The sequence below is a fragment of the Citrobacter sp. SX206 genome, from assembly GCF_024181025.1.
GTDB classification, from domain to species: Bacteria; Pseudomonadota; Gammaproteobacteria; order Enterobacterales; family Enterobacteriaceae; genus Citrobacter; species Citrobacter youngae.
The window spans coordinates 1,594,536-1,618,736 of sequence record NZ_CP049738.1; the positions used below are offsets into that span (position 1 = coordinate 1,594,536).

The window sequence follows — 24,201 nt, forward strand, 5'->3', positions numbered from 1 at the left end:
AATAAAAAAGGAGAAAAAGTGAAGGAATGATGGAGAAATGAAGAGGGCTGACGCCCTCACTCAGGCGTTACTTCAGCAAATATTGGGCGTGGAAACGCAGATGATCTTCAATAAATGATGCAATGAAGTAGTAGCTATGATCGTAACCCGGCTGAATGCGTAATGTCATCGGCCATGCGGTTTGACGGGCCGTTTCGGCCAGCACTGCGGGCTGCAACTGATCGGCAAGAAACTGATCGCTATCCCCCTGATCAATAAGCGTTGGGATCGCATCTGCGGGTTTACTGGCCAGCATTAGCGCACAGCTGTCCCATTCCGCCCACCGTGATTTATCCTCACCCAGGTAGGCGCTAAAGGCTTTCTCACCCCACGGTACGCGACATGGATTGACGATGGGGGAGAAGGCAGAAACGCTGGTGTATTTGCCAGGGTTTTTCAGTGCCATGATCAGTGCACCATGCCCCCCCATAGAGTGCCCGCTGATGGCGCAGCGATCGCTGACGTTAAACTGTGACTGAATGAGTGCCGGCAACTCGTCACGCATATAGTCATACATGCGAAAATGTGAGGCCCACGGTTGTTGCGTGGCATTGAGATAAAATCCGGCACCCTGGCCTAAATCGTAGCCTTCATCATTGGCGACCTGTTCGCCACGCGGGCTGGTATCAGGCATCACCAGAACGATGCCCAGTTCAGCCGCAATACGTTGTGCTCCGGCTTTAGTGGTGAAGTTTTCATCATTGCAGGTCAAACCCGACAGCCAGTACAGCACCGGAGGCGGGGTGTTATCCCGGGGTGGTGGAAGAAAAATACTGAAGGTCATGGTGCAATTTAGCGTGGTGGAGTCATGACGCCAGCGTTGCTGCCAGCCTTCAAAACAGCGGTGCTCTTCAAGCATTTCCATGCGTGGCTCCTTGTTGTGTTGAACCTGTATGTGTTTGCGAACTCACCATAATACAGATTATTCATTGCACTGTGAGTAACTTTCACTTCCGCATTGAGCAAACATACTTCATCATCTATATAACTTTACATTAACACTCGAATTCACCCGGTTGAACGACGTATGAAATCTGTGTGCTAAAAGGCTGCACCAATTTCAATAATTATCGCGGTGAATACTGGATTATGTGCGCCGCCTCACGCACAATGTTCTGGCTGTGACACAGCCTACAAACTTTGCCCCACGCAGGGCAGAGGCGCCCCACCTGCAGGAGAAAAAGAAATGTCATCACTCAGTAAAGAAGCGGCACTGGTTCATGAAGCGCTGGTCGCGCGTGGTCTTGAAACACCACTACGCCCGCCCGTGCAAGAGATGGATAATGAAACGCGCAAACGTCTTATCTCCGGTCATATGACCGAGATTATGCAATTGCTCAATCTTGATTTGAGCGATGACAGTCTGATGGAAACGCCACATCGCATCGCTAAAATGTATGTCGATGAGATTTTCTCCGGCCTCGATTACGCCAACTTCCCGAAAATTACCGTCATTGAAAATAAGATGAAGGTTGATGAGATGGTCACGGTTCGCGATATCACGCTGACCAGCACCTGCGAACATCACTTCGTAACGATTGATGGCAAAGCGACGGTGGCCTATATCCCGAAAGATTCGGTCATCGGTCTGTCGAAGATTAACCGCATTGTGCAGTTCTTCGCTCAGCGCCCGCAGGTCCAGGAACGCCTGACTCAGCAAATTCTCACCGCGCTGCAAACGTTGCTCGGGACGAATAATGTGGCGGTTTCAATTGATGCTGTGCATTACTGCGTGAAAGCGCGTGGTATTCGTGATGCGACCAGCGCTACCACCACTACTTCACTTGGCGGATTGTTTAAGTCCAGCCAGAATACGCGTCAGGAATTCCTGCGCGCCGTGCGTCACCACAACTGATCAGGGCAGGGGCCATGGAGCGTAATGTCACGCTGGATTTTATTCGTGGCGTCGCCATCCTCGGCATCCTGCTTCTCAATATTAGCGCCTTTGGTCTGCCAAAGGCGGCCTATCTGAATCCTGCCTGGTACGGCAACATTACCCCGTCAGATGCCTGGACCTGGGCCGTGCTTGATCTCTTCGCGCAGGTGAAATTCCTCACGTTATTTGCGCTGCTGTTTGGCGCGGGTCTGCAGATGCTGCTACCGCGAGGCAAACGTTGGATCCAGTCACGACTCACTTTGCTGGTTCTGCTGGGGTTTATTCACGGTTTGCTGTTCTGGGATGGCGATATCCTGCTGGCGTATGGCCTGATTGGGCTGATTTGCTGGCGGTTGGTTCGCGATGCTCCTTCCGTCAAAAGTCTGTTTAATACCGGCGTGTTGCTCTATCTGGCGGGCGTTGGTGTGCTGTTGCTGCTGGGATTTATCTCCGGAAGTGAGACCAGTCGGGCCTGGACACCGGATGCTTCTGCGTTGCTGTATGAGAAATACTGGAAGGTGAACGGCGGTATGGAAGCGGTCAGCAATCGCGTAGATATGATGTCCAATAGCTTGCTGGCGTTGGGTGCGCAGTACGGCTGGCAACTGGCGGGGATGATGCTGCTGGGCGCGGCATTGATGCGCAGCGGTTGGCTGAAAGGGCAGTACAGTTTGCAGCACTATCGACGTACCGGCGCGTTATTGGTCATTATTGGGATGGCGATTAACCTGCCTGCTATCGTTGCGCAGTGGCATCTGGACTGGGCCTACCGCTGGTGTGCTTTCCTGTTACAAGCCCCGCGAGAGCTGGGCGCGCCGTTGCAGACCATTGGTTACGCTGCGCTGATGTTCGGTTTCTGGCCGCAGCTTAGCCGTTTAAAATGGGTCATTGCCATAGCCTGCGTTGGGCGCATGGCACTAACCAACTATTTGTTACAAACCTTAATTTGCACCACGCTGTTTTATCAATTCGGCTTATTTATGAAATTCGACCGGCTGGAGTTGCTGTATTTCGTCATTCCGGTCTGGGCCGTTAACCTGCTTTTCTCCGTCATTTGGTTGCATTTTTACCGGCAAGGCCCGGTAGAATGGCTATGGCGTCAATTAACCCTGCGTGCGTCAGGGACATCATTACCGCGAACATCCAGATAACGATCTGGATCACATTCATTAACAAAATGGATGTAAGCGCTTTCATTCCTGTGACATCACTCACGCAGTCCGTTTCGTTGTGCTGACAAAATACCCAGCCTGGGGTGTCTGCGGGTAACCGCATCTTAAACAGGGTAGTGAATATGGTAACCATCCGTGATGTGGCACGACAGTCTGGCGTTTCTGTCGCGACTGTTTCCCGCGTACTGAACAACAGCGCGCTGGTGAGTCCCGATACGCGTGAAGCGGTAATGAAGGCGGTCACTCAGCTCGGCTATCGACCGAATGCCAACGCGCAAGCGCTGGCGACGCAGGTGAGCGACACGATTGGCGTTGTGGTGATGGATGTTTCAGACGCATTTTTTGGCGCGCTGGTCAAGGCCGTGGATATGGTTGCTCAACAGCATCAGAAGTACGTCCTGATTGGCAACAGCTACCATGAGGCTGAAAAAGAACGTCATGCCATTGAGGTACTGATTCGTCAGCGTTGTAACGCACTGATTGTTCACTCGAAAGCGTTGAGCGATCGCGAGCTGGCCGGGTTCATGGATCAGATCCCTGGCATGGTGCTGATCAACCGCATTGTGCCGGGCTATGCGCATCGTTGCGTCTGTCTGGATAATATTAGCGGGGCTAAAATGGCAACCCGTATGCTGCTGAATAATGGGCATCAACGTATTGGTTACCTGGCATCAAGTCACCGCATTGAGGACGATGCAATGCGTAAAGAAGGGTGGCTAAGTGCCTTGAAAGAACAGGGGGTTACCCCGGCAGACAGTTGGATAGGTACCGGTTCACCGGATATGCAGGGCGGAGAGTCCGCAATGGTGGAACTACTGGGACGTAACCTGCAACTGACGGCAGTCTTCGCTTACAACGACAATATGGCCGCTGGCGCGCTAACGGCCCTAAAAGACAACGGCATCGCCATTCCATTACATCTATCTATCATTGGTTTCGACGATATTCCTATCGCACGTTACACTGACCCGCAGCTGACAACGGTGCGCTATCCCATTGCTTCTATGGCAAAAATGGCCACTGAGCTTGCGCTACAAGGCGCGGCGGGAACGCTGGATCCTGACGCAACACATTGCTTTATGCCGACGCTGGTGCGACGTCATTCTGTGGCTTTGCGGCAGAATGCGGCACCGATCACTAACTGATAATGTCGGGCTATGTAACCGCTTTCAATATGTGAGTAAATTCACAGTATCTTAACAATGCGATAGCTATGATGACACTGTTTGCTGCGCTGTAACTACTATGTAACGGTGAATAATCACTTTCATCGAGGTATAGGCGTCTTAAACAACAATTAAAGCCTGTTTTTGGAGCGTTGCCAGACACGGAAGAAATATTTTTAAAAGTGAGCTTCGGCGTTCAGTAACACTTCAGTAACGTTCTGCCTGCCGAGCATTTATCTCAAGCACTACCCTGCATAATAAAACCGGAGATACCATGAATAAGAAGGTGTTGACCCTGTCTGCTGTAATGGCAAGCATGTTATTCGGCGCGGCTGCGCACGCTGCTGATACCCGCATTGGTGTGACTATCTATAAATATGACGATAACTTTATGTCCGTGGTACGTAAGGCTATTGAAAAAGATGCCAAAGCGGCGCCGGATGTACAGTTGCTGATGAATGACTCGCAAAACGATCAGTCCAAACAGAACGATCAGATTGATGTGTTGTTGGCAAAAGGCGTTAAAGCACTGGCTATCAACCTGGTTGACCCGGCAGCAGCAGGAACGGTCATTGAAAAAGCACGCGGTCAGAACGTACCGATTGTGTTCTTCAACAAAGAGCCTTCCCGTAAAGCGCTGGACAGCTATGACAAAGCCTATTATGTCGGTACCGACTCTAAAGAGTCCGGGATTATTCAGGGGGACTTGATTGCCAAGCACTGGGCCGCTAACCCGAACTGGGATCTGAACAAAGATGGCAAAATTCAGTTTGTTCTGCTGAAAGGCGAACCGGGACACCCGGATGCCGAAGCTCGTACGACCTACGTAATTAAAGAGCTGAACGATAAAGGCATCAAAACTGAACAACTGCAGTTAGATACTGCAATGTGGGATACCGCTCAGGCGAAAGATAAGATGGATGCGTGGATGTCCGGTCCTAACGCAAACAAAATCGAAGTGGTTATCGCCAACAACGATGCGATGGCAATGGGCGCAGTTGAAGCGCTGAAAGCACACAACAAAACCAGCGTCCCGGTATTTGGCGTCGATGCGCTGCCTGAAGCCCTGGCTCTGGTGAAATCTGGCGCTATGGCCGGTACCGTGCTGAACGATGCAAACAACCAGGCGAAAGCCACCTTTGATCTGGCGAAAAACCTGGCTGATGGCAAAGGCGCGGCAGACGGCACCAACTGGAAAATTGAGAACAAAATTGTTCGCGTTCCATATGTAGGTGTCGATAAAGATAATCTGGCAGAGTTCACCAACAAATAAATACTCCGTCTGTGGGCGCAATTTCATTGCGCCCTTAATTGCGCACTCTGCAAGGCCAACAAGGTATAATTATGGTCAGCACTAATACTCAGTCGTCAGGCGAATACTTGTTGGAAATGAGCGGCATCAACAAGTCCTTTCCCGGCGTTAAGGCTCTTGATAATGTCAATTTAAAAGTCCGCCCACATTCTATTCATGCTCTGATGGGCGAGAATGGCGCTGGAAAGTCAACATTATTAAAATGTCTTTTTGGGATCTATCAAAAAGATTCCGGTAGTATTTTATTTCAGGGTAAAGAAATCGATTTTCATTCTGCTAAGGAAGCACTTGAGAATGGTATTTCAATGGTACATCAGGAATTAAACCTGGTATTACAACGTTCTGTAATGGATAACATGTGGCTGGGGCGCTATCCCACCAAAGGTATGTTTGTCGATCAGGAAAAGATGTATCGCGATACCAAAGCGATTTTCGATGAACTGGATATTGACATCGATCCGCGTGCGCGCGTTGGAACATTATCTGTTTCGCAAATGCAGATGATTGAAATTGCGAAAGCATTTTCGTATGACGCCAAAATCGTCATTATGGATGAACCGACCTCATCGTTAACCGAGAAAGAGGTTAATCATCTGTTTACCATCATCCGTAAGCTGAAAGAGCGTGGGTGCGGGATTGTGTATATTTCTCACAAAATGGAAGAAATATTTCAACTGTGTGATGAAATTACCGTGCTGCGTGATGGTCAATGGATTGCGACCCAGCCGCTGGAAGGGCTGGACATGGATAAGATCATCGCCATGATGGTCGGACGCTCACTGAACCAACGTTTCCCGGATAAAGAGAACAAGCCGGGAGAAGTGATTCTGGAAGTGCGTAACCTGACTTCTCTGCGTCAGCCGTCGATTCGTGATATCTCTTTTGATCTCCATAAAGGGGAAATTCTCGGCATTGCCGGCCTGGTTGGCGCGAAACGCACCGATATTGTTGAAACGTTGTTTGGCATTCGTGAGAAATCATCGGGCACGATTACGCTCCACGGCAAAAAAATCAATAACCACAGCGCGAATGAAGCGATTAACCATGGTTTTGCGCTGGTCACCGAAGAGCGTCGCTCAACCGGTATTTATGCCTATCTGGACATTGGTTTTAACTCGCTAATCTCCAATATCCAGAACTATAAAAATAAAGTCGGCCTGCTGGATAATTCCCGCATGAAGAGCGATACCCAGTGGGTAATTGACTCGATGAGGGTAAAAACGCCAGGGCATCGTACGCAAATAGGTTCGCTTTCTGGTGGTAATCAGCAAAAGGTGGTCATTGGCCGTTGGTTGTTAACGCAGCCTGAAATCCTGATGCTGGATGAACCTACACGCGGTATCGATGTCGGCGCGAAATTTGAGATTTATCAGTTGATTGCTGAACTGGCGAAAAAAGGAAAGGGGATCATTATTATTTCCTCTGAAATGCCGGAGTTGTTAGGTATTACCGATCGTATTCTGGTGATGAGCAATGGCCTCGTCGCTGGAATTGTTGAAACCAAAACCACAACGCAAAACGAAATCCTCCGTCTTGCGTCTTTGCACCTTTAAGATTAGGGGCTCCTCATGAGTGCGTTAAATAAGAAAAGTTTTCTTACTTATCTGAAAGAAGGCGGAATTTACGTTGTTCTTTTGGTTTTGCTTGCGATTATTATTTTCCAGGATCCCACTTTCTTAAGTTTACTGAACCTGAGTAATATTCTGACGCAATCCTCGGTGCGTATTATTATCGCATTGGGCGTAGCCGGGCTGATTGTTACCCAGGGGACCGACCTGTCTGCAGGGCGTCAGGTCGGGCTGGCGGCGGTTGTGGCGGCAACCCTGCTGCAGTCGATGGAGAACGCCAACAAGGTGTTCCCGGAAATGGCGACGATGCCAATCATCGTGGTGGTGCTGATTGTCTGCGTGATTGGTGCCATTATCGGTCTGGTGAACGGTATCATCATTGCTTATCTGAACGTGACGCCATTTATTACCACCCTCGGTACGATGATTATCGTTTACGGGATCAACTCCCTGTACTACGACTTTGTCGGCGCATCGCCAATTTCTGGCTTTGACAGCGGGTTCTCAACCTTTGCGCAGGGCTTTATTGCGCTGGGCAGTTTCCGACTCTCCTACATTACTTTCTATGCCTTGATTGCCGTGGCCTTTGTATGGGTGCTGTGGAACAAGACCCGTTTTGGTAAAAATATTTTCGCTATCGGCGGTAACCCTGAAGCGGCGAAAGTGTCCGGGGTAAACGTCGCGCTGAACCTGCTGATCATCTATGCGTTGTCTGGCGTGTTCTATGCTTTTGGTGGTTTGCTCGAAGCTGGGCGTATTGGCTCGGCGACCAACAACCTCGGCTTTATGTATGAGCTGGATGCGATTGCCGCTTGCGTGGTTGGCGGCGTGTCGTTTAGCGGCGGGGTAGGAACCGTGTTTGGCGTGGTGACCGGTGTGATTATCTTCACCGTCATCAACTATGGTCTGACCTACATCGGCGTAAATCCTTACTGGCAGTATATTATCAAGGGCGGCATTATCATCTTCGCGGTCGCGCTGGATTCACTGAAATACGCGCGTAAGAAGTAATCGTACAATGTAAAAAGCCCGGTGCAGCGCAATCTGCACCGGGCTTTTTTGTCAGCGTTACAACGTTAACGCATGTTCTTTCTCGCCGGGTTTAAATTTCACCTCGCCCAGATCAATACAGGCTACCGGGCAAACGTGGCCGCACAATAAGCATCCCACACATTTTTCCGTATTGCAGTGCGGTGTACGGGTTTCCTCATTCCATTCCATCGCCTGATGCCCACCGTCGTAACATGAGATGTAGCAGCGCCCACAGCCAACGCATTTATCCAGATGGATGTTCGGATAAACGATGTAGCTACGGTCAAGCTCCTCGGCGGGGATGATATTGCTATTAGCAAGCCCCACCATCTCCTCCAGTGAATCAAACCCTTGATCGGCGAGGTAATGTGACAGCCCGCTGATCATGTCCTCCACAATCCGATAGCCATACTGCATGATCCCGGTGGTCACCTGCAGCGTGGCCGCGCCTAACAGTAAAAACTCGGCGGCATCTTCCCAGGTCTCAATTCCCCCGATGCCGCTAATCGGGAAATCGCGCAGTTCGGGATGCGTGCGCAACTGTTGGATAAATCGCAGGGCGATAGGCTTGACGGCCTTGCCGGAGTAGCCGGAAATACTGGATTTACCGTTGACAACCGGCATTCCGATTTTCCTGTTCAGGTCGATATTAGTGATGGATTTAACCGTATTGATGGTCGCGATACCGTCCGCACCTCCGCGTTTTGCCGCCAGCGCCACTTCACACATATCACCAATATTCGGCGTCATTTTAGCCAGCATTGGCAGAGACGAGCCGCGTTTCACTGCCCGACAATATTTTTCAACCAGCTCAGGGCTTTGTCCTACATCGCTGCCCATAGCATGCGAGGTCATTTGCGGGCACGAGAAGTTACACTCGATCATGTCGGCACCTGCCTCTTCAACCAGGCGGGCCAGTTCCTGCCACTGTTCTTCGTTTTCACCCATGATCGACGCAATCAGGGCCTTATCCGGGTAGTCTTGTTTCAGTCGGCGAATTGCGGCCAGATTCTCCTCCAGTGGATGCTCGGCAATTTGCTCCATGTTTTTGAAGCCAATAAAGCCGGTATCTTCTTTGGTCAGATGGTCAAAGCGCGGGGAGACTTCATTGGCAATAAAGAACCCGATCGTTTTAAAAACAATGCCGCCCCAACCGCTATCATAGGCTTTGGCGCACATTTCATAGCAGTTGCCCACCGGAGAGGAAGAGAGGCAGAACGGGTTGGGAAATTTGACGCCGCAAAAGGTAATAGAAAGATCTTTCGTTAACATGAGCAAGCTCCCTCTAAATAGTGATGAATGGCCTGAGCGGCTTCTTTTCCGGTTTTCACGGCGTAAACGACCGTTTTATCGCCTTCAACAATATCGCCCGCAGCAAACAGAACCGGATCGGCGGTTTGGTAGTTTTGCGTATTGATAAGATTGCGCTGTGGCTTTAACGTGGCGAAATTATCAAGCTGAGCGTGTTGACCGACGGCAAGAATAATGTGATCGGCTTCTAGCGTGAGTTCGCCTGGCAGGCGTACGTGCTTAAAGGTAACTTGATTTCCGCTTACCGCCACGGGCGTGAAACCGTCAATAATCGACACGCCTAATGCCTGGGTGCTGCTGAATTCTTTATCGCTGGCCGGAAAATCAGCCAGTTCTTCACGCGCGACACAAGTGACTGACGGGCAGCCCAGCAGTTTCAACGTACTGGCGACATCCATCGCCACATCGCCACCGCCGATGATCAATACACTTTTGGCGACGGTAATATCGCCGCTGGCTTGTCGGGCGCGCTGCAGAAAATCGACGGCAATTTCAACGTGATTCGCTTTCTCAAAAAGAGGCAATGTTGAGCCGTAAGACATACCTGGGGTAACCAGTACGGCGCGATATTCTGCTTTGAGTTGCTCAACGGAAAGGGCATTGCCGACTTCACAATTGCACTTGATGGTCACGCCCATTTCAACGATACGGGCAATTTCATGATCCAAAACCGAATGCGGCAAACGAAACTCTGGGATGCCATAGCGCAACCAGCCGCCTGGCTGAGCCTGTTTTTCGAAGATGGTTACGTCATAACCAAGATTGCTCAGCGTTACGCTGGCCTGTAATCCTGCCGGACCCGCACCGATGACGGCGACCTTGCCCAGCGTTTTTGTTGCTGGCTGATATATTTTCATCGCGGTCTGCTGTTCAAAATCGGTTATAAAGCGCTGCAGACGCGCAATATCAATAGGTTTATCAATTCCTGAACGCGTACATCCGCGCTGGCATAATTTTTCGGTTGGGCATACGCGGGCGCACACCGCACCGAGCGCATTATTTTCGCGGATAGTTTCGGCTGCGCCTTTAAAATTACGGAAATAAATGGAGCGAATAAATTTCCCCGGGTCGGTTTGCGCCGGGCAATCCTGGCTACAAGGGGCATCGTGACATAATAAACAGCGGGAAGCCTCTTTTATGGCTAATAAAGGGGTAAAAGCAGGCGTGAGCTCATCCAGATAATTTTGTTGTGGCATATTTTCTTCCTTAATGCTTGAGTAAATTAAGGCAAACCGTTAATAACAAAATATAAAAAGTGAAAGGCTATTCTTAAGGCTAAGCACTGCAGGAAGAGTATTCTGTGAAAGGATTCACAAATAGAAGATAGTTTGAGGGAAATGCTGGCGGGCAGCATTAATCCCTTATATTGAAATGGTAACCATTATCATAATATTAGCTATTCTCAAGTGCTAATATAACGGTAATCTCTTTAGCGATAAAAGACTAAATAAATAACCATACCGAAAGATAAACATCCGCATCCGGCATAAACTAATACATAAGACCAGAACTGTAATGGGGCTTCATTCCGGTAGGCATAAACCGGCTCACGCGCATTCTTCTTAATTTTATCTACCGCGCCAGTACGCCAGCCTTTCCAGGCTTCACGGAAACAAAAGAGGGGAATGAGCAGAAAGGCCAATACGACGAAGATAGTTTGTACATCCATGCTTATTTTCCTTGTTTCTTTTGTAATTCGAGTAATTGTTCTGCAGTGACTGCCGGATATCCCTGAGCATCGTCAGGTACCTGATGCATGGTCGGGATGGGCACCAGCGGACCTAAAAAACGTGGCTCGCGTTTAAAAAGGTAGAGATCGGCCAGCGCACCAAAGCGAGCACCGAATTCGCGCACCCGCACGGTAAGCATATCTTTTGGCGAAGGTACCGCATAACACTGGGCCTGAATCCCCATATGTAGCGCAATAAACAACGCTCGCTCACAGTGGAATCGCTGGGTAATGATGATGAAATCGTTGGTATCGAATACTTTGCGGGTGCGTACAATCGAATCAAGCGTACGGAATCCTGCGTAATCAAGCACGATGTCAGCGGGATCGACGCCCGCGGCAATCAAGTCTTTACGCATCGTCATCGGTTCGTTATAGCTTTGCTGCGCGTTGTCGCCGCTAAGTAGCAGATAGTTTACTTTGCCGCTGTTATACGCATTTAATGCGCCCTGAATGCGGTAGCGATAATACTGATTGATGACGCCGGTACGGTAGTATTTTGCCGTGCCGAGGACAACGCCAACCTGACGGTAGGGGAGATCCTGTAATTCGTCATAGATGTAGGGGGCCGTCTTCCAGCTCATCCATCTGTCGAGTCCAAGCACAGTCAACAGCAGCAAGCCTACCAGGACTAACAGGCTGTAAAACACGCGCTTTAACATGCAGAAAACTCGTTATTTGGATGGAATTTCAATCAGGCTACTGTACCCAACGGCGGAGCGCAAGAAACGGCAGTCTGATTGAGGGGATTTTAGGCATTCTGCGTATTGCCGGATGGCGGTGTAAACACCTTATCCGGCCTACGAACTGGCGTTATTGAAACCATTAACCGAGTAGTACGCGCTCGATATTGTCGCAGCCCAGCGCATTCAGAGTGGCAGATGTCGCGTCCCACTGGATAAGCGCCGCATCCGCTTTTTCTGCCAGCACCGCACGTTGAATGTCCGGATAGTCGTAACCGTTCAGACTCAGCAGGTTTAATGCACCCTGCAACGGTGGCAGCGTTGGGTTGAAGGCGGCGTTTTCAGCATAACTGCCGCTGAAAATTTGACCATCCTTACACTCCAGCGCCACGCCGCTCGGGGATTTGCTGTACGGCATGTGGCATCTGTTGGCGGCGGCAATCGCCGCCTGGGTCAGCGCATCGCCTTGCAGCGCGAAGCCGTGATCCTGGTCATCCATCAACAGCGTTTTGATGTCGAGATCTTTTGGGCCAAAAGCGTCCGGCAGATAGTCGCGTAGTGCGTGTGGTTCACGCCCAGGCAGGTGAATACGTAAATCCAGTCCGCTGTTCAGCTCATTCATAAACTGACGGCAGTGCCCGCAAGGGGTGTAGTTGACGGTAATCGCAGCGAGTCCTTTTTCGCCACGTAACCAGGCATGGCTGATGGCGCTCTGCTCGGCGTGAACGGTTTGCTGCATTGTGGCACCAAGAAACTCCATATTCCCACCGAAATACCAGGTTCCGCTGATACCTCGTGAGATTGCGCCAACGTTGAAGTTGGACAGCGGAGTACGCGCGCAGGCCGCAGCTAAAGGCAGCAGAGCGAATGCCAGCGCGTCTTCGTCCAGTCCCGATTCGCGTTTCAGCAAAGAAACCTGCTCAGCCGTCAGCATGGCGGGGAAATGCGCATCCGCCAGAACAGGGGCCAGGGCTGATTGCAAGTTATCCGCGAGTTGGGCAAAAGCAGTTTGAAAACGTGGATGCATGGCGATGCCTCATAACAATGTAATGGAATCGTAGTTTACGGGCCTGTTATGGCTTTATATGTGATCCAAATCCCATTGTGTATGCAACTTATGAAACTTAAATGAAAAATGTGCAACGCATCGCAAATAAATAGCTAAAAAATGAAGGTTAACCCACCACCGCCAGAATAATCGGGAACAGGAATGGGGCAACCAACGAGGTGATAATGCCGCAAATAACCAGCGCCAGAGAGCTAAACGCGCCTTCCTGGTAGTCCAGTTCTGCACAGCGTGCGGTACCCAGGGCGTGCGACGCGGTGCCCATGGCCAGCCCCCGAGCGGCCTTGGTGCGAATACGCATCGCATTCAGCAGGGTATGGCCAAATACGGCGCCGAGGATACCGACAAAAATAACGCATACGGCGCTGATAGCTGGAATGCCGCCAATACTGCCACCCACAGCCATAGCGATAGGCGTGGTTACCGATTTAGGCATAATAGACGCGGCAATTTGCGGTGATGCGCCCATCAACAAAGCGATTGTTGTACCTGTTACCATCGCCACAACGCTCCCGGCAAAACAGATAGCAATGATTGATTTCCAGCGGGCACGGATTTGGTGCAGCTGCTCATATAACGGATAGGCTAGCGCAACGACAGCAGGTTGCAGTAAATCGTTCAGCACCTCGCTGCCTTTGAAGTAGTGATCGTAGGGGATACCGGTCAGCATCAGAAAGGGAATAATCACCACCATGGCGACCAGCAACGGGTTCAATAGCGGCATTTTAAATCGCGCTGCCAGCTTACGTGCAGCAAAAAATACCGCCAGGGTGAGGGGTAACGACCACCAGATATACGACATCATTGTTTAGACCCTTTTTGGCCAACGATTTTGCGTTCGCCGTGAACAATGTGCGAGCTCCAGCTCACTACCAGGAATACGACCAGTGTACTGATGGTGCAGGACACCACGACCGGACCAAATTGTGCGCGTAGCAAGTCAAAGTACTGCATGATCCCCACGCCAATCGGGACAAACAGCAGGGCCATGTAACGAATCAGTACGTAGCACCCTGGGTTTACCCATTTTGCTGGTAAGATCTGTAATGCCAGTAATACAAACAGAATCAGCATGCCGATAATGCTGCCTGGAATCGTTATAGGCAGCAGTGATGCAAGAAAAATACCTGCGTAGAGGCAGGCATAAATGAGGACGAATGCGCGTAAATATTGCCAGATAATGTTCAGTGACTTGCTCATAATTGAAACCCTTGACGAGACTGATTCATCATACAATTAAACTTTAAAACGTGCTACCGATCACATCATGAATTCTAAGCATAGTGGAAATAGATATCAGGAACATCAGGCAATGCCCCCAATCAGCATAACCAAATCTGTGCCCGGCGCTGAGACGCTTTAATCTCCTGCATAGAGACGTTACCATAGCGCCTCTCTTTTTTGCGGGTAACAATATGCGTGTTTTACTGGCGCCGATGGAAGGCGTGCTCGACTCACTGGTGCGCGAGCTGCTGACTGAAGTAAATGATTATGATCTCTGTATCACCGAATTTGTTCGCGTGGTAGATCAACTACTGCCGGTAAAAGTCTTTCACCGCATTTGCCCTGAACTGCTTAACGCCAGCCGCACGACATCCGGTACGCCGGTGCGTATACAACTGCTGGGGCAGTATCCGCAGTGGCTGGCAGAAAATGCAGCCCGCGCGGTTGAGCTGGGTTCGTATGGCGTCGATCTAAATTGTGGATGCCCGTCGAAACTGGTGAATGGCAGCGGCGGCGGCGCAACGTTACTGAAGGACCCTGAGCTGATTTACCGTGGCGCTAAGGCCATGCGTGATGCGGTTCCGGCCCATTTACCGGTGACGGTAAAAGTGCGTCTGGGCTGGGACAGCAGTGACAGGCAATTCGAAATTGCTGATGCCGTCCAGCAGGCCGGTGCCAGCGAGTTGGTGGTACACGGTCGAACCAAAGAACAGGGCTATAAGGCCGAGTACATTAACTGGCAGGCCATTGGCGAGATTCGCCAGCGTCTCAATATCCCGGTTATCGCGAATGGTGAGATCTGGGACTGGCAAAGCGCACAGGACTGTATGGCCATCAGCGGATGCGATGCCGTCATGATCGGGCGCGGTGCGCTTAATATCCCGAATTTGAGTCGCGTGGTGAAATATAATGAACCGCGTATGCCATGGCCTGAAGTCGTGACGTTACTGCAAAAATATACCCGACTGGAAAAACAAGGTGATACCGGGCTGTATCATGTGGCGCGTATCAAACAGTGGCTGGGCTATCTTCGTAAAGAATATGTTGAAGCGACAGAACTGTTTCAGGAAATTCGGGCTTTGAATAATTCACCGGATATTGCACGCGCGATTCAGGCCATCACAAGTGTTGCCTGATTTATTGCCGGATGGCGGCAATTTGTTCAACCGATGGACCCCATTCATCCAAACCTGGTTTTATCTTTAATCCACCCCTGGCTGAGCGGCGCGGTATAAATAGGATGTTCAGCGGAGAAAACCAGCATTCCGCACGGTATTAATGATTGGTAAATGGTTTGCAATAATCGTTCTATATCGTGCAAATAATGCAGTGCCAGTGAGCTAAATCAAGAATATTTTTTCCCTGTAGGGGAGGGAACATGGCTTGTATTGTTGGCCACTCTGGTGCGCCGTCGAGTCCCTTTACTGAACGATCCAGCGTGGCATATCCGGCAAAGAATGTCGGGTCATCATAGATATTTTGTGACATTACGCCTCCATTTATAATTTATTGGAATTATTTTGACAGAACCATTTACCATGTATATGTTTCTTTACTATGTGATTTTATTTCAAAAGATGTATTGCCACGCGTAACTAAAAAAGAGAATGCGATAAGTCGTACTCTCTGTGCATCTTTTCTTACCTGTATATTCCCATGAATCGTAACTCTGTTCTTGTTGCAACGGCATGTTTGCCGCTGCTTATTTTGATGGTCGGTTGTGCACCTATGCATGACAATCGTCAATCGCTGTCACAGCAGACGCCCGCTGTGAACGTTGACTCCGCGTTGCCCGCGGCATTAAAAAATGGTTGGCCGGACAGCCAATGGTGGAAGGCGTATCACGATCCACAGCTGAATGCGTTGATTGACAGCACCCTTAAGAATTCTCCAGACATGCAGGTAGCAGAACAGCGCATTCAACTGGCAGAAGCGCAGGCTAAAGCGGTTAAGGCGCAGGATGGTCCAGAAGTTGATTTTTCCGCAGACGTTGAACGTCAAAGAATGTCGGCAGAAGGTTTAATGGGACCATTTGCCATTACCGATCCTGCTGCAGGCACGACCGGGCCGTGGTACACCAATGGAACCTTTGGTTTAACCGCAGGCTGGAACCTGGATCTGTGGGGTAAAAACCGGGCTGAAGTGGCGGCGCGTATTGGCGAGGTGAAAGCGCGTGAGGCTGAACGTGAGCAAACTCGCCAGCTACTGGCGAGCGGCGTATCGCGTTTGTACTGGGAGTGGCAGACACAGGCGGCGCTTAAAACCGTGCTGACGCAGATTAAAACCGAGCAACAGAACGTCATCACCGTCGATCGTCAACTGTATCAAAACGGGATTACCTCTTCTGTCGAAGGTGTTGAAACGGATATCGATTCCAGTAAAACGGAGCAGCAGCTGAACGATGTCAGCGGCAAAATGAAGGTGATAGAGGCGCGGCTGAGCGCACTGACCAACTCGCAATCTTCCGTCATGAAGCTTAAAGCAACGACGCTACCGGCGGTAGAAAGCCAGCTACCGTCACAGCTTGGTTATTCGCTGCTGGCCCGCCGCCCTGATTTACAGGCCGCGCATTGGTACATCGAGTCATCGCTGAGCAGCATTGATGCGGCAAAAGCGGCATTCTATCCGGACGTTAACCTGATGGCGTTTTTACAGCAGGATGCGCTGCATCTGAGCGATTTATTCCGCCATTCCGCACAGCAGATGGGCGTGACGGCTGGACTGACGCTGCCTATTTTTGATAGCGGCAGACTGAATGCGAATCTCGATATCACGAAAGCGCAGAGTAACCTGACGGTGGCAAATTACAACAAGGCAGTGGTCGATGCGGTGAATGACGTGGCGCGTGCGGCATCACAGGTAGAAACGCTGGCGCAGAAGAACCAGCATCAGCAGCAAATTGAACATGACGCACAGCGCGTCGTGGGGCTTGCGCAGGCACGATATAGCGCCGGTATCATTGCAGGTTCCCGGGTTAGCGAGGCCAAAATTCCGGCATTACGCGAACAGCTTAATGGTCTGGTTCTACAGGGACAGTGGCTGGATGCTTCTATACAGCTGACCAGCGCACTGGGCGGCGGTTACCGCGCCTCCTGATAGTCTGACCCGGCAGAAGCCTCTGTCGGGTCAATTTGCGTGTTCTTTGCGTTTACTTCGCCGTTTCATCCACCAGCGGGCAGCCACTACAACGCCGATAACCAGAACCAACCACACCCCATGTTTAATATGCTGGTCGAGGCTATGCAACCATGGGGCAATCACTTCACCGCCCACATAGCCGAGCGTGGTAAACAGCAATGCCCAGACAAACGCCCCCAGGATATTCAGTGGGATGAAAATCTTCGGTGGCAGGTGGCTGGCCCCAATCAGCAACGGGCCAATGACGCGAAAACCGTACATAAAGCGCGTGCCGACCACAAACAGGTAGGGACGCCGTTGGATCATCTTCTGCGCGTAGTGGATTTTTGCCCGATGACGCGAGAAACGACGTAAGATTTTGCCGCCATAACGACGCCCAAGTAAAAAGAGTAACTGATCGCCAATCATCCCACCCAACGCGACGGAGAGTACCACCAGCGGAAATTTAAGAATTCCCTGATGCGCAGCAACACCGCCTAGCAAGGTAATGGTTTCGCCTTCGGCAAGGCTGCCAATAATCAGCGCCGCATAGCCGTATTGCTCAACATAATGCGTTATATCCATACGTTGTATGACCTCCACGCTCCATAGCATACACCCAGTGAATAGTTCATGCCGGAAAAGCAGCAACTCAGCGTATCGGTATTTTTCATGTGTACATAAAATAATCAAAAGCTGAATTATACTTGAAGTGTTGAGGTCCGGAGCTGACAAGAAGGGGGCGGTATGAACCATGTCTGGGGGCTGTTTTCCCATCCCGATCGTGAAATGCACGTGATCAACAGCGAAAACGAAAGTGTTTCGCATCACTATACCCACCATGTACTGCTGATGGCGGCAATCCCGGTGATTTGTGCGTTTATTGGCACCACGCAAATTGGCTGGAATTTTGGCGACGGCAATATACTGAAGTTATCCCTGTTTACCGGATTTGCGATGGCAATTCTGTTTTACGGCGTGATGCTGGCGGGTGTGGCCATCATGGGCAGAGTTATCTGGTGGATGGCGCGTAATTACTCGCGACGCCCGTCGCTGGCGCATTGTATGGTCTTTGCCGGATATGTTGCCACGCCGCTGTTTTTAAGCGGGCTGGTGGCGCTGTATCCGCTGGTCTGGCTGTGTGCGCTCGTGGGAACCATCGCGCTGTTTTACACCGGCTATTTACTCTATCTCGGTATTCCAACGTTCCTGAATATCACTAAAGAAGAAGGGCTGAGCTTTTCCAGTTCAACGCTGGCGATTGGCGTGCTGGTGCTGGAGGTTCTGCTGGCGATTACGGTGATCCTGTGGGGTTACGGGTACCGATTGTTCTAGGCGTACAACCTGTCTGTGCTGCGTTGTTGGCGTAAAAGTCAGCAACGCAGCATTTCGAGATGATTCTTCTGTAGCGGCAAACCTGCCGGATCGCTATGATGCCAGAGCTAGCCTGAGATAATCCTTATTTCAGGCGGTGTGCGTTGTGACGTGCGTGAACCATTATCAGAAACCTCATCATGCTGAAATTCCGAGTTTCATTATTAAGTCTTGCCCTGGTGCTGGCTGTTCCTTTTGCACCCCAAGCCGTAGCGAAAACGGCGACTACTGCAGCGGCATCTCAACCTGAGATTGCTTCTGGTAGTGCGATGATTGTTGATCTGAATACCAACAAAGTTATCTATTCGAACCACCCGGACCTCGTGCGTCCGATTGCGTCGATTACCAAATTAATGACGGCGATGGTGGTGCTTGATGCACGACTGCCGCTGGATGAAAAACTGAAAGTTGACATCAGTCAGACGCCGGAAATGAAAGGCATCTACTCTCGTGTGCGTCTGAACAGTGAGATCAGTCGTAAGAATATGCTGCTACTGGCGCTGATGTCCTCAGAAAACCGCGCAGCGGCAAGCCTGGCGCACCACTATCCGGGCGGTTATAACGCATTTATCAAGGCGATGAATGCGAAGGCGAAGTCGTTGGGAATGACCCAGACGCGCTTTGTGGAACCGACCGGGTTATCGATTCATAACGTCTCGACGGCGCGTGATTTAACTAAACTGCTGATTGCCAGCAAGCAGTATCCGCTGATTGGTCAGTTGAGTACGACGCGTGAAGACATGGCGACCTTTGCTAATCCGGCTTATACGTTGCCGTTCCGTAACACCAACCATCTGGTGTACCGTGATAACTGGAACATTCAGCTCACCAAAACTGGGTTTACTAATGCCGCTGGTCACTGCCTGGTGATGCGTACGGTTATTAATAACAAGCCGGTAGCGCTGGTGGTCATGGATGCCTTTGGCAAATATACCCACTTTGCTGATGCCAGTCGTTTACGCACCTGGATCGAAACCGGCAAGGTGATGCCTGTTCCGGCCGCGGCGCTGAGCTATAAAAAGCAAAAAGCCGCACAGATGGCGGCAGCGGGTTCAGCGACAGGTGAGCAAACCGCGCAAAACGATTAAACCGTAGGCCGGGCAAGCGAAGCGCCCCCGGCAACGTGCCCGATGGCGCTTACGCTTATCGGGCCTACGATTCTTTCCAGTACTTCTGCTTACTGGTTTTGCCAATACCTGGATTCATACTGTTGGTCGGGTCGTTTTCGCGATAAAAACGCGTCAATGTTTCAGGTGCTTTATACAGATGCCCCACGTTATGTTCTGCAGGATATTGTGCCCCGCGCTCACGCAGTAACACTAGCATTTGCTCTTTCAGTTCGTGAGCATCCACACCTTTCTTCACGATGTAATCCTGATGGAAGACATAGCACATAAAGTGGCCGTAATAGAGTTTGTGCACCAGTTTGCTGTCTATTTCCGGCGGCAGGTGCTCATACCATTCGGTATCGTTACGACGCAGCGCAATATCCAGCGCCAGAATATCTTCCACTTCATCCGCATGGACGGCCTGATATCGAATGGCCGCGCCCGCCGCTGCGAAGCGGTGCAAAAATGCCTTGCTACCTTCTTCCGGCGTACAGGCAAAGAAATCACCTTCGGCAGTTTTGAAAAACTCAGTCAGCCAGCTTTGTGCTTCAGCTACACCGCCACCGGCCATTTTTAACAGCAGGTGATGTTCGTATTTATCACGCCAGCTTTTCATCCGTGCCGGTAAATGGCTGGGGAATAAATGGCCAAACTTCTGCATCGCCCGGTCGGTAAAGTGCGGGCGGAAAATTTTCACTTTTTCCAGCATCGCATCGGTGCGGCCTTTCAGCGTAAAGAAAAACGGCATTTTGTCAGTGCCGAGTTTGTCGATCATCAGAAACGTATCTTTGCCATAGGTTTCGGCGATGTCATAGATATCGCGGTGCATATATTCACCCGCGACCGGCAGATGTTCAAATTTGGCCAGAATATGACGACGGATTTCTGTCAGCACTTCTGGCTGGTTGGTACCGATATAAAATACCTGCTGGTTTTTCTCAGCCTCAAAGGTATCCAGGCGCACGGCGAACACCGCAAGCTTTCCGGCGCAACCAGAAGATTCAAACAAACGCTCAGGGTCTGCGTTATAGCGTGCCGGTGTATCGGCCTCAATATCTCTGACGCGGGTGACGTAATCATGATCGTGTGCATGACGCCCATCGTGCTGGACATCATCATCTTTGATCCGCTCGTCATCAAGTTTGCTCAGGATCTGCTCCGGAGTCTGACCCAGCTCGATACCCAGATGGTTGACCAGCTGCAATTTACCTTGTTCGTCAATGCGTGCAAAGAGCGACATTTCTGTGTATGCCGGACCACGTTGCACCAGCGATCCGCCAGAGTTGTTGCAGATACCGCCGATCACGGAAGCACCGATACAGGAAGAGCCGATCACCGAATGCGGTTCACGGCCAAAAGGTTTGAGCGCCTTTTCCAGCGAATAAAGTGTCGTACCGGGATAAGCCAGCACCTGTTCACCGTTGCCGATGACGTGCAGCTTATCGAGGCGCAGAGTGCTGATGATAACGATGTCGCGATCGTAATCATTGCCGCTAGGCGTAGAGCCTTCGGTCAGACCGGTATTGGCGGCTTGCATCAGGATTATTTTGTCAGCCGAGACGCAGGCGTTGAGGACACGCCACAGCTCTAATAGCGAGCCAGGGAATACGACGGCGAGCGCATCGCCCTGGCCCGAGCGGAAGCCTTTACGATAACGGGCAGTTTTGGCCGGTTCGGTGAGCAGGTGTGAATGGCCGACCAGTCGGGTCAATTCAGTCAGAAACGCTTTATTATCAATTGTTGTAATGGAAGACATTCTCCACTCCTTGTGGTGGGACTCAATATCAGGAACAAGCATAGCGCTATGTATGACAATACGCTTTCTCATTCGCATTGTCTCTGTGTTGTATCCCACTGATTCATGCTGGTTTTGAAAATTCAGAGAATATCCTTAGCTTTCTTCCCCACTCCCGTTTAGGCTTACGGCAAGCTGCGGTTTTTGTTATATTTTCGCTGCCTCGTCGGGTAGAAATTAAGAGAGAATCAACATGAAATGGCTATGTTCTGTAGGTGTCGCTGTGGGCCTGGCGTTGCAACCAGCGCTGGCGGACACCTTGTTTGGTAACCATCCACTGACGCCTGAAGCGCGGGATGCGTTTGTGACCGATTTACTCAAACAGATGACCGTGGATGAGAAAATCGGGCAATTGCGGTTGATAAGCGTCGGACCTGATAACCCGAAAGAAGCCATCCGTGAAATGATCAAAGATGGACAGGTTGGGGCGATTTTTAACACCGTCACGCGCCAGGATATCCGTAAGATGCAGGATCAGGTGATGGAACTTAGCCGCCTGAAAATTCCTCTCTTTTTTGCCTACGACGTATTGCACGGTCAACGTACTGTGTTCCCGATAAGTCTCGGCCTGGCGTCCTCTTTTAATCTCGATGCGGTCAGAACCGTTGGCCGTATTTCTGCGTATGAAGCCGCAGACGATGGTCTGAATATGACCTGGGCGCCGATGGTCGATGTCTCTCGCGATCCGCGTTGGGGCCGTGCATCCGAAGGTTTTGGTGAAGATACGTATTTGACCGCCATCATGGGCAAAACCATGGTGGAAGCGATGCAGGGGAAAAGCCCGGCCGACAGGTATTCAGTGATGACCAGCGTCAAGCACTTCGCTGCTTATGGCGCCGTTGAGGGCGGAAAAGAGTACAACACTGTGGATATGAGTCCGCAGCGTTTATTCAACGACTATATGCCGCCATACAAGGCCGGATTGGATGCCGGTAGCGGTGCGGTGATGGTGGGGCTTAATTCATTGAATGGGACGCCCGCCACCTCTGATGCCTGGCTGCTCAAAGATGTGCTGCGCGATAAGTGGGGCTTTAAAGGCATAACGGTTTCCGATCACGGCGCAATTAAAGAATTGATTAAGCACGGTACCGCGTCCGACCCCGAAGATGCTGTGCGCGTGGCGATCACGTCCGGTATTAACATGAGCATGAGCGATGAATACTACAGTAAGTATCTGCCGGGGTTGATTAAGTCGGGCAAGGTTACGATGGCGGAACTCGATGATGCCGCGCGTCATGTACTGAATGTAAAATATGATATGGGGCTGTTTAATGACCCGTACAGCCACCTGGGGGCGAAAGACTCTGACCCACAGGACACCAACGCGGAAAGCCGTTTGCATCGCAAAGAGGCGCGTGACGTGGCGCGTGAAAGTCTGGTATTGCTGAAAAACCGCCTGGAAACATTGCCACTGAAAAAAACAGCCACCGTGGCAGTCGTCGGTCCGTTGGCCGACAGCAAGCGTGATGTGATGGGCAGTTGGTCCGCTGCCGGTGTTGCCGATCAGTCGGTAACGGTACTGACTGGGATTAAAAATGCCGTCGGTGATAAGGGCAAAGTGCTGTACGCCAAAGGGGCGAATATCACCAACGACAAAGGCATTGTCGATTTCCTCAATCTGTATGAAGAGGCGGTGAAGGTTGACCCGCGCTCGCCGCAGGCGATGATCGATGAAGCCGTGAACGCAGCGAAGCAGTCTGACGTGGTGGTTGCGGTAGTCGGCGAAGCGCAGGGTATGGCGCATGAAGCTTCCAGCCGCACCGATATCACTATTCCACAGAGTCAGCGTGACCTGATTGCCGCGCTGAAAGCAACCGGTAAACCACTGGTGCTGGTGCTGATGAACGGTCGTCCGCTGGCGTTGGTTAAAGAAGATCAACAGGCCGATGCGATCCTCGAAACCTGGTTTGCCGGGACGGAAGGCGGTAACGCCATCGCCGATGTACTGTTTGGTGATTACAACCCGTCAGGTAAACTGCCGATGTCTTTCCCGCGATCGGTGGGGCAGATCCCGGTCTATTACAGCCATCTTAATACTGGTCGCCCGTATAACGCCGATAAGCCGAACAAATATACGTCGCGCTACTTTGATGAAGCGAATGGCCCGTTGTATCCCTTTGGCTATGGTCTGAGCTACACCACGTTCACGGTTTCTGATGTGAAGCTCTCCTCCCCAACGATGAAGCGTGACGGGACCGTGACGGCCAGCGTGCAGGTGACCAACACCGGCAAGCGCGAAGGTGCAACGGTTATTCAGATGTATTTGCAGGATGTGACCGCTTCAATGAGTCGTCCGGTCAAACAGCTGAAAGGTTTTGAGAAAGTGAACCTCAAGCCAGGTGAAACCCAGACCGTCAGCTTCCCCATTGATATTGACGCGCTGAAGTTCTGGAACCAGCAGATGAAATACGATGCTGAACCGGGCAAGTTTAACGTCTTTATCGGCGTGGATTCTGCCAGAGTGAAGCAGGGCGAATTTGAGCTGCTGTAATTGATTAGCGAATAAAGGCCGGGTTTCCGGCCTTTATCTTTAGGCGTATGCGTCGCGTCTGCTTCTTATTTCTCATCACGTTACGGTTAACAAATCCCTCTCTTACTCCCCAATTGCCAGGTTAAGCCCTGATTTTT

21 protein-coding genes and 1 pseudogene are annotated in these 24,201 nt (G+C 50.9%); 11 read left to right on the forward strand and 11 right to left on the reverse strand.

The features are described from left to right. Positions 1–67: 67 nt before the first annotated feature. Complete coding sequence (fghA, locus tag G8S19_RS07645) at positions 68–904, reverse strand: S-formylglutathione hydrolase (RefSeq protein ID WP_253686408.1); 837 nt, start codon at positions 902–904, stop codon at positions 68–70. 321 nt (positions 905–1,225) lie between these two features. On the opposite strand from fghA, the gene folE reads away from it, so the two are divergent. The 6 genes from folE to mglC all read left to right on the forward strand — a co-directional run bounded on the left by folE (position 1,226) and on the right by mglC (position 8,144). Further along, on the forward strand, positions 1,226–1,894 hold the full coding sequence (gene folE / locus G8S19_RS07650) for a GTP cyclohydrolase I FolE (protein ID WP_003027410.1): 669 nt from the start codon (positions 1,226–1,228) through the stop codon (positions 1,892–1,894). A gap of 14 nt (positions 1,895–1,908) precedes the next feature. Then, positions 1,909–3,066, forward strand: coding sequence for a DUF418 domain-containing protein YeiB (yeiB, locus tag G8S19_RS07655; RefSeq protein WP_061068164.1), 1,158 nt, complete (start codon positions 1,909–1,911; stop codon positions 3,064–3,066). 143 nt (positions 3,067–3,209) lie between these two features. Next, entirely contained in the window at positions 3,210–4,232 is a 1,023-nt protein-coding gene (gene galS / locus G8S19_RS07660) for an HTH-type transcriptional regulator GalS (RefSeq protein WP_061068163.1), read from the forward strand. A gap of 295 nt (positions 4,233–4,527) precedes the next feature. Next, the gene (gene mglB, locus G8S19_RS07665) at positions 4,528–5,526 is read left to right on the forward strand and encodes a galactose/glucose ABC transporter substrate-binding protein MglB (RefSeq protein ID WP_003027399.1); all 999 of its coding nucleotides are present in this window, start codon (positions 4,528–4,530) and stop codon (positions 5,524–5,526) included. 71 nt (positions 5,527–5,597) lie between these two features. Then, a complete protein-coding gene (gene mglA, locus G8S19_RS07670) occupies positions 5,598–7,118 on the forward strand; it encodes a galactose/methyl galactoside ABC transporter ATP-binding protein MglA (RefSeq protein WP_048211171.1) in 1,521 nt (506 codons plus the stop codon). A gap of 15 nt (positions 7,119–7,133) precedes the next feature. Continuing rightward, complete coding sequence (gene mglC, locus G8S19_RS07675; RefSeq protein ID WP_003027393.1) at positions 7,134–8,144, forward strand: galactose/methyl galactoside ABC transporter permease MglC; 1,011 nt, start codon at positions 7,134–7,136, stop codon at positions 8,142–8,144. 57 nt (positions 8,145–8,201) lie between these two features. On the opposite strand, the gene preA is transcribed toward mglC, so the two are convergent. From preA to G8S19_RS07710, 7 genes are all read right to left on the reverse strand, one after another. After that, positions 8,202–9,437 (reverse strand): NAD-dependent dihydropyrimidine dehydrogenase subunit PreA, encoded by a 1,236-nt coding sequence (preA, locus tag G8S19_RS07680; RefSeq protein ID WP_124020726.1) that lies wholly within the window; start codon positions 9,435–9,437, stop codon positions 8,202–8,204. Beyond that, positions 9,431–10,672, reverse strand: a complete 1,242-nt coding sequence (locus tag G8S19_RS07685; RefSeq protein WP_124020725.1) for an NAD(P)-dependent oxidoreductase — start codon at positions 10,670–10,672, stop codon at positions 9,431–9,433. Before G8S19_RS07685 ends, preA begins: the two co-directional genes overlap by 7 nt. Before the next feature lie 233 nt (positions 10,673–10,905). Beyond that, positions 10,906–11,145 (reverse strand): DUF2542 family protein, encoded by a 240-nt coding sequence (locus G8S19_RS07690; RefSeq protein WP_101741571.1) that lies wholly within the window; start codon positions 11,143–11,145, stop codon positions 10,906–10,908. A 2-nt stretch (positions 11,146–11,147) separates the two neighbouring features. Then, positions 11,148–11,867, reverse strand: a complete 720-nt coding sequence (gene sanA / locus G8S19_RS07695; protein ID WP_048211175.1) for an outer membrane permeability protein SanA — start codon at positions 11,865–11,867, stop codon at positions 11,148–11,150. A gap of 163 nt (positions 11,868–12,030) precedes the next feature. Further along, the gene (cdd, locus tag G8S19_RS07700) at positions 12,031–12,915 is read right to left on the reverse strand and encodes a cytidine deaminase (protein ID WP_101741572.1); all 885 of its coding nucleotides are present in this window, start codon (positions 12,913–12,915) and stop codon (positions 12,031–12,033) included. Between the two features lie 148 nt (positions 12,916–13,063). Beyond that, complete coding sequence (locus G8S19_RS07705) at positions 13,064–13,759, reverse strand: CidB/LrgB family autolysis modulator (RefSeq protein WP_101741573.1); 696 nt, start codon at positions 13,757–13,759, stop codon at positions 13,064–13,066. Continuing rightward, positions 13,756–14,154, reverse strand: a complete 399-nt coding sequence (locus G8S19_RS07710) for a CidA/LrgA family protein (RefSeq protein WP_005129194.1) — start codon at positions 14,152–14,154, stop codon at positions 13,756–13,758. The genes G8S19_RS07705 and G8S19_RS07710 overlap by 4 nt, the downstream gene beginning before the upstream one ends. Positions 14,155–14,369: 215 nt before the next feature. Here G8S19_RS07710 and dusC point away from each other — a divergent pair, with 215 nt between their 5' ends. Beyond that, entirely contained in the window at positions 14,370–15,314 is a 945-nt protein-coding gene (gene dusC, locus G8S19_RS07715) for a tRNA dihydrouridine(16) synthase DusC (RefSeq protein ID WP_048211177.1), read from the forward strand. A 59-nt stretch (positions 15,315–15,373) separates the two neighbouring features. Here the strand turns inward: dusC and G8S19_RS07720 are convergent. After that, positions 15,374–15,666, reverse strand: a pseudogene (locus G8S19_RS07720) (SAM-dependent methyltransferase); the annotation flags it as partial. A 168-nt stretch (positions 15,667–15,834) separates the two neighbouring features. Between G8S19_RS07720 and mdtQ the strand changes: the two are divergent. Then, complete coding sequence (mdtQ, locus tag G8S19_RS07725; RefSeq protein ID WP_048211178.1) at positions 15,835–17,274, forward strand: multidrug resistance outer membrane protein MdtQ; 1,440 nt, start codon at positions 15,835–15,837, stop codon at positions 17,272–17,274. 30 nt (positions 17,275–17,304) lie between these two features. Here mdtQ and G8S19_RS07730 read toward each other — a convergent pair whose 3' ends face one another. Beyond that, positions 17,305–17,880, reverse strand: a complete 576-nt coding sequence (locus G8S19_RS07730) for a DedA family protein (RefSeq protein WP_101741575.1) — start codon at positions 17,878–17,880, stop codon at positions 17,305–17,307. A gap of 162 nt (positions 17,881–18,042) precedes the next feature. On the opposite strand from G8S19_RS07730, the gene G8S19_RS07735 reads away from it, so the two are divergent. Together G8S19_RS07735 and pbpG are read left to right on the forward strand one after the other, a co-directional pair. After that, entirely contained in the window at positions 18,043–18,630 is a 588-nt protein-coding gene (locus G8S19_RS07735; RefSeq protein WP_005129189.1) for a Yip1 family protein, read from the forward strand. A gap of 179 nt (positions 18,631–18,809) precedes the next feature. After that, positions 18,810–19,757 carry a D-alanyl-D-alanine endopeptidase gene (gene pbpG, locus G8S19_RS07740; RefSeq protein WP_048211180.1) on the forward strand — a complete coding sequence of 316 codons (948 nt, stop codon included), beginning with the start codon at positions 18,810–18,812 and terminating at the stop codon, positions 19,755–19,757. 64 nt (positions 19,758–19,821) lie between these two features. Here pbpG and dld read toward each other — a convergent pair whose 3' ends face one another. Next, the gene (gene dld, locus G8S19_RS07745; protein ID WP_101741576.1) at positions 19,822–21,534 is read right to left on the reverse strand and encodes a D-lactate dehydrogenase; all 1,713 of its coding nucleotides are present in this window, start codon (positions 21,532–21,534) and stop codon (positions 19,822–19,824) included. Positions 21,535–21,766: 232 nt separating this feature from the next. On the opposite strand from dld, the gene bglX reads away from it, so the two are divergent. Beyond that, complete coding sequence (bglX, locus tag G8S19_RS07750) at positions 21,767–24,064, forward strand: beta-glucosidase BglX (RefSeq protein ID WP_253686410.1); 2,298 nt, start codon at positions 21,767–21,769, stop codon at positions 24,062–24,064. Positions 24,065–24,201 lie beyond the last annotated feature (137 nt).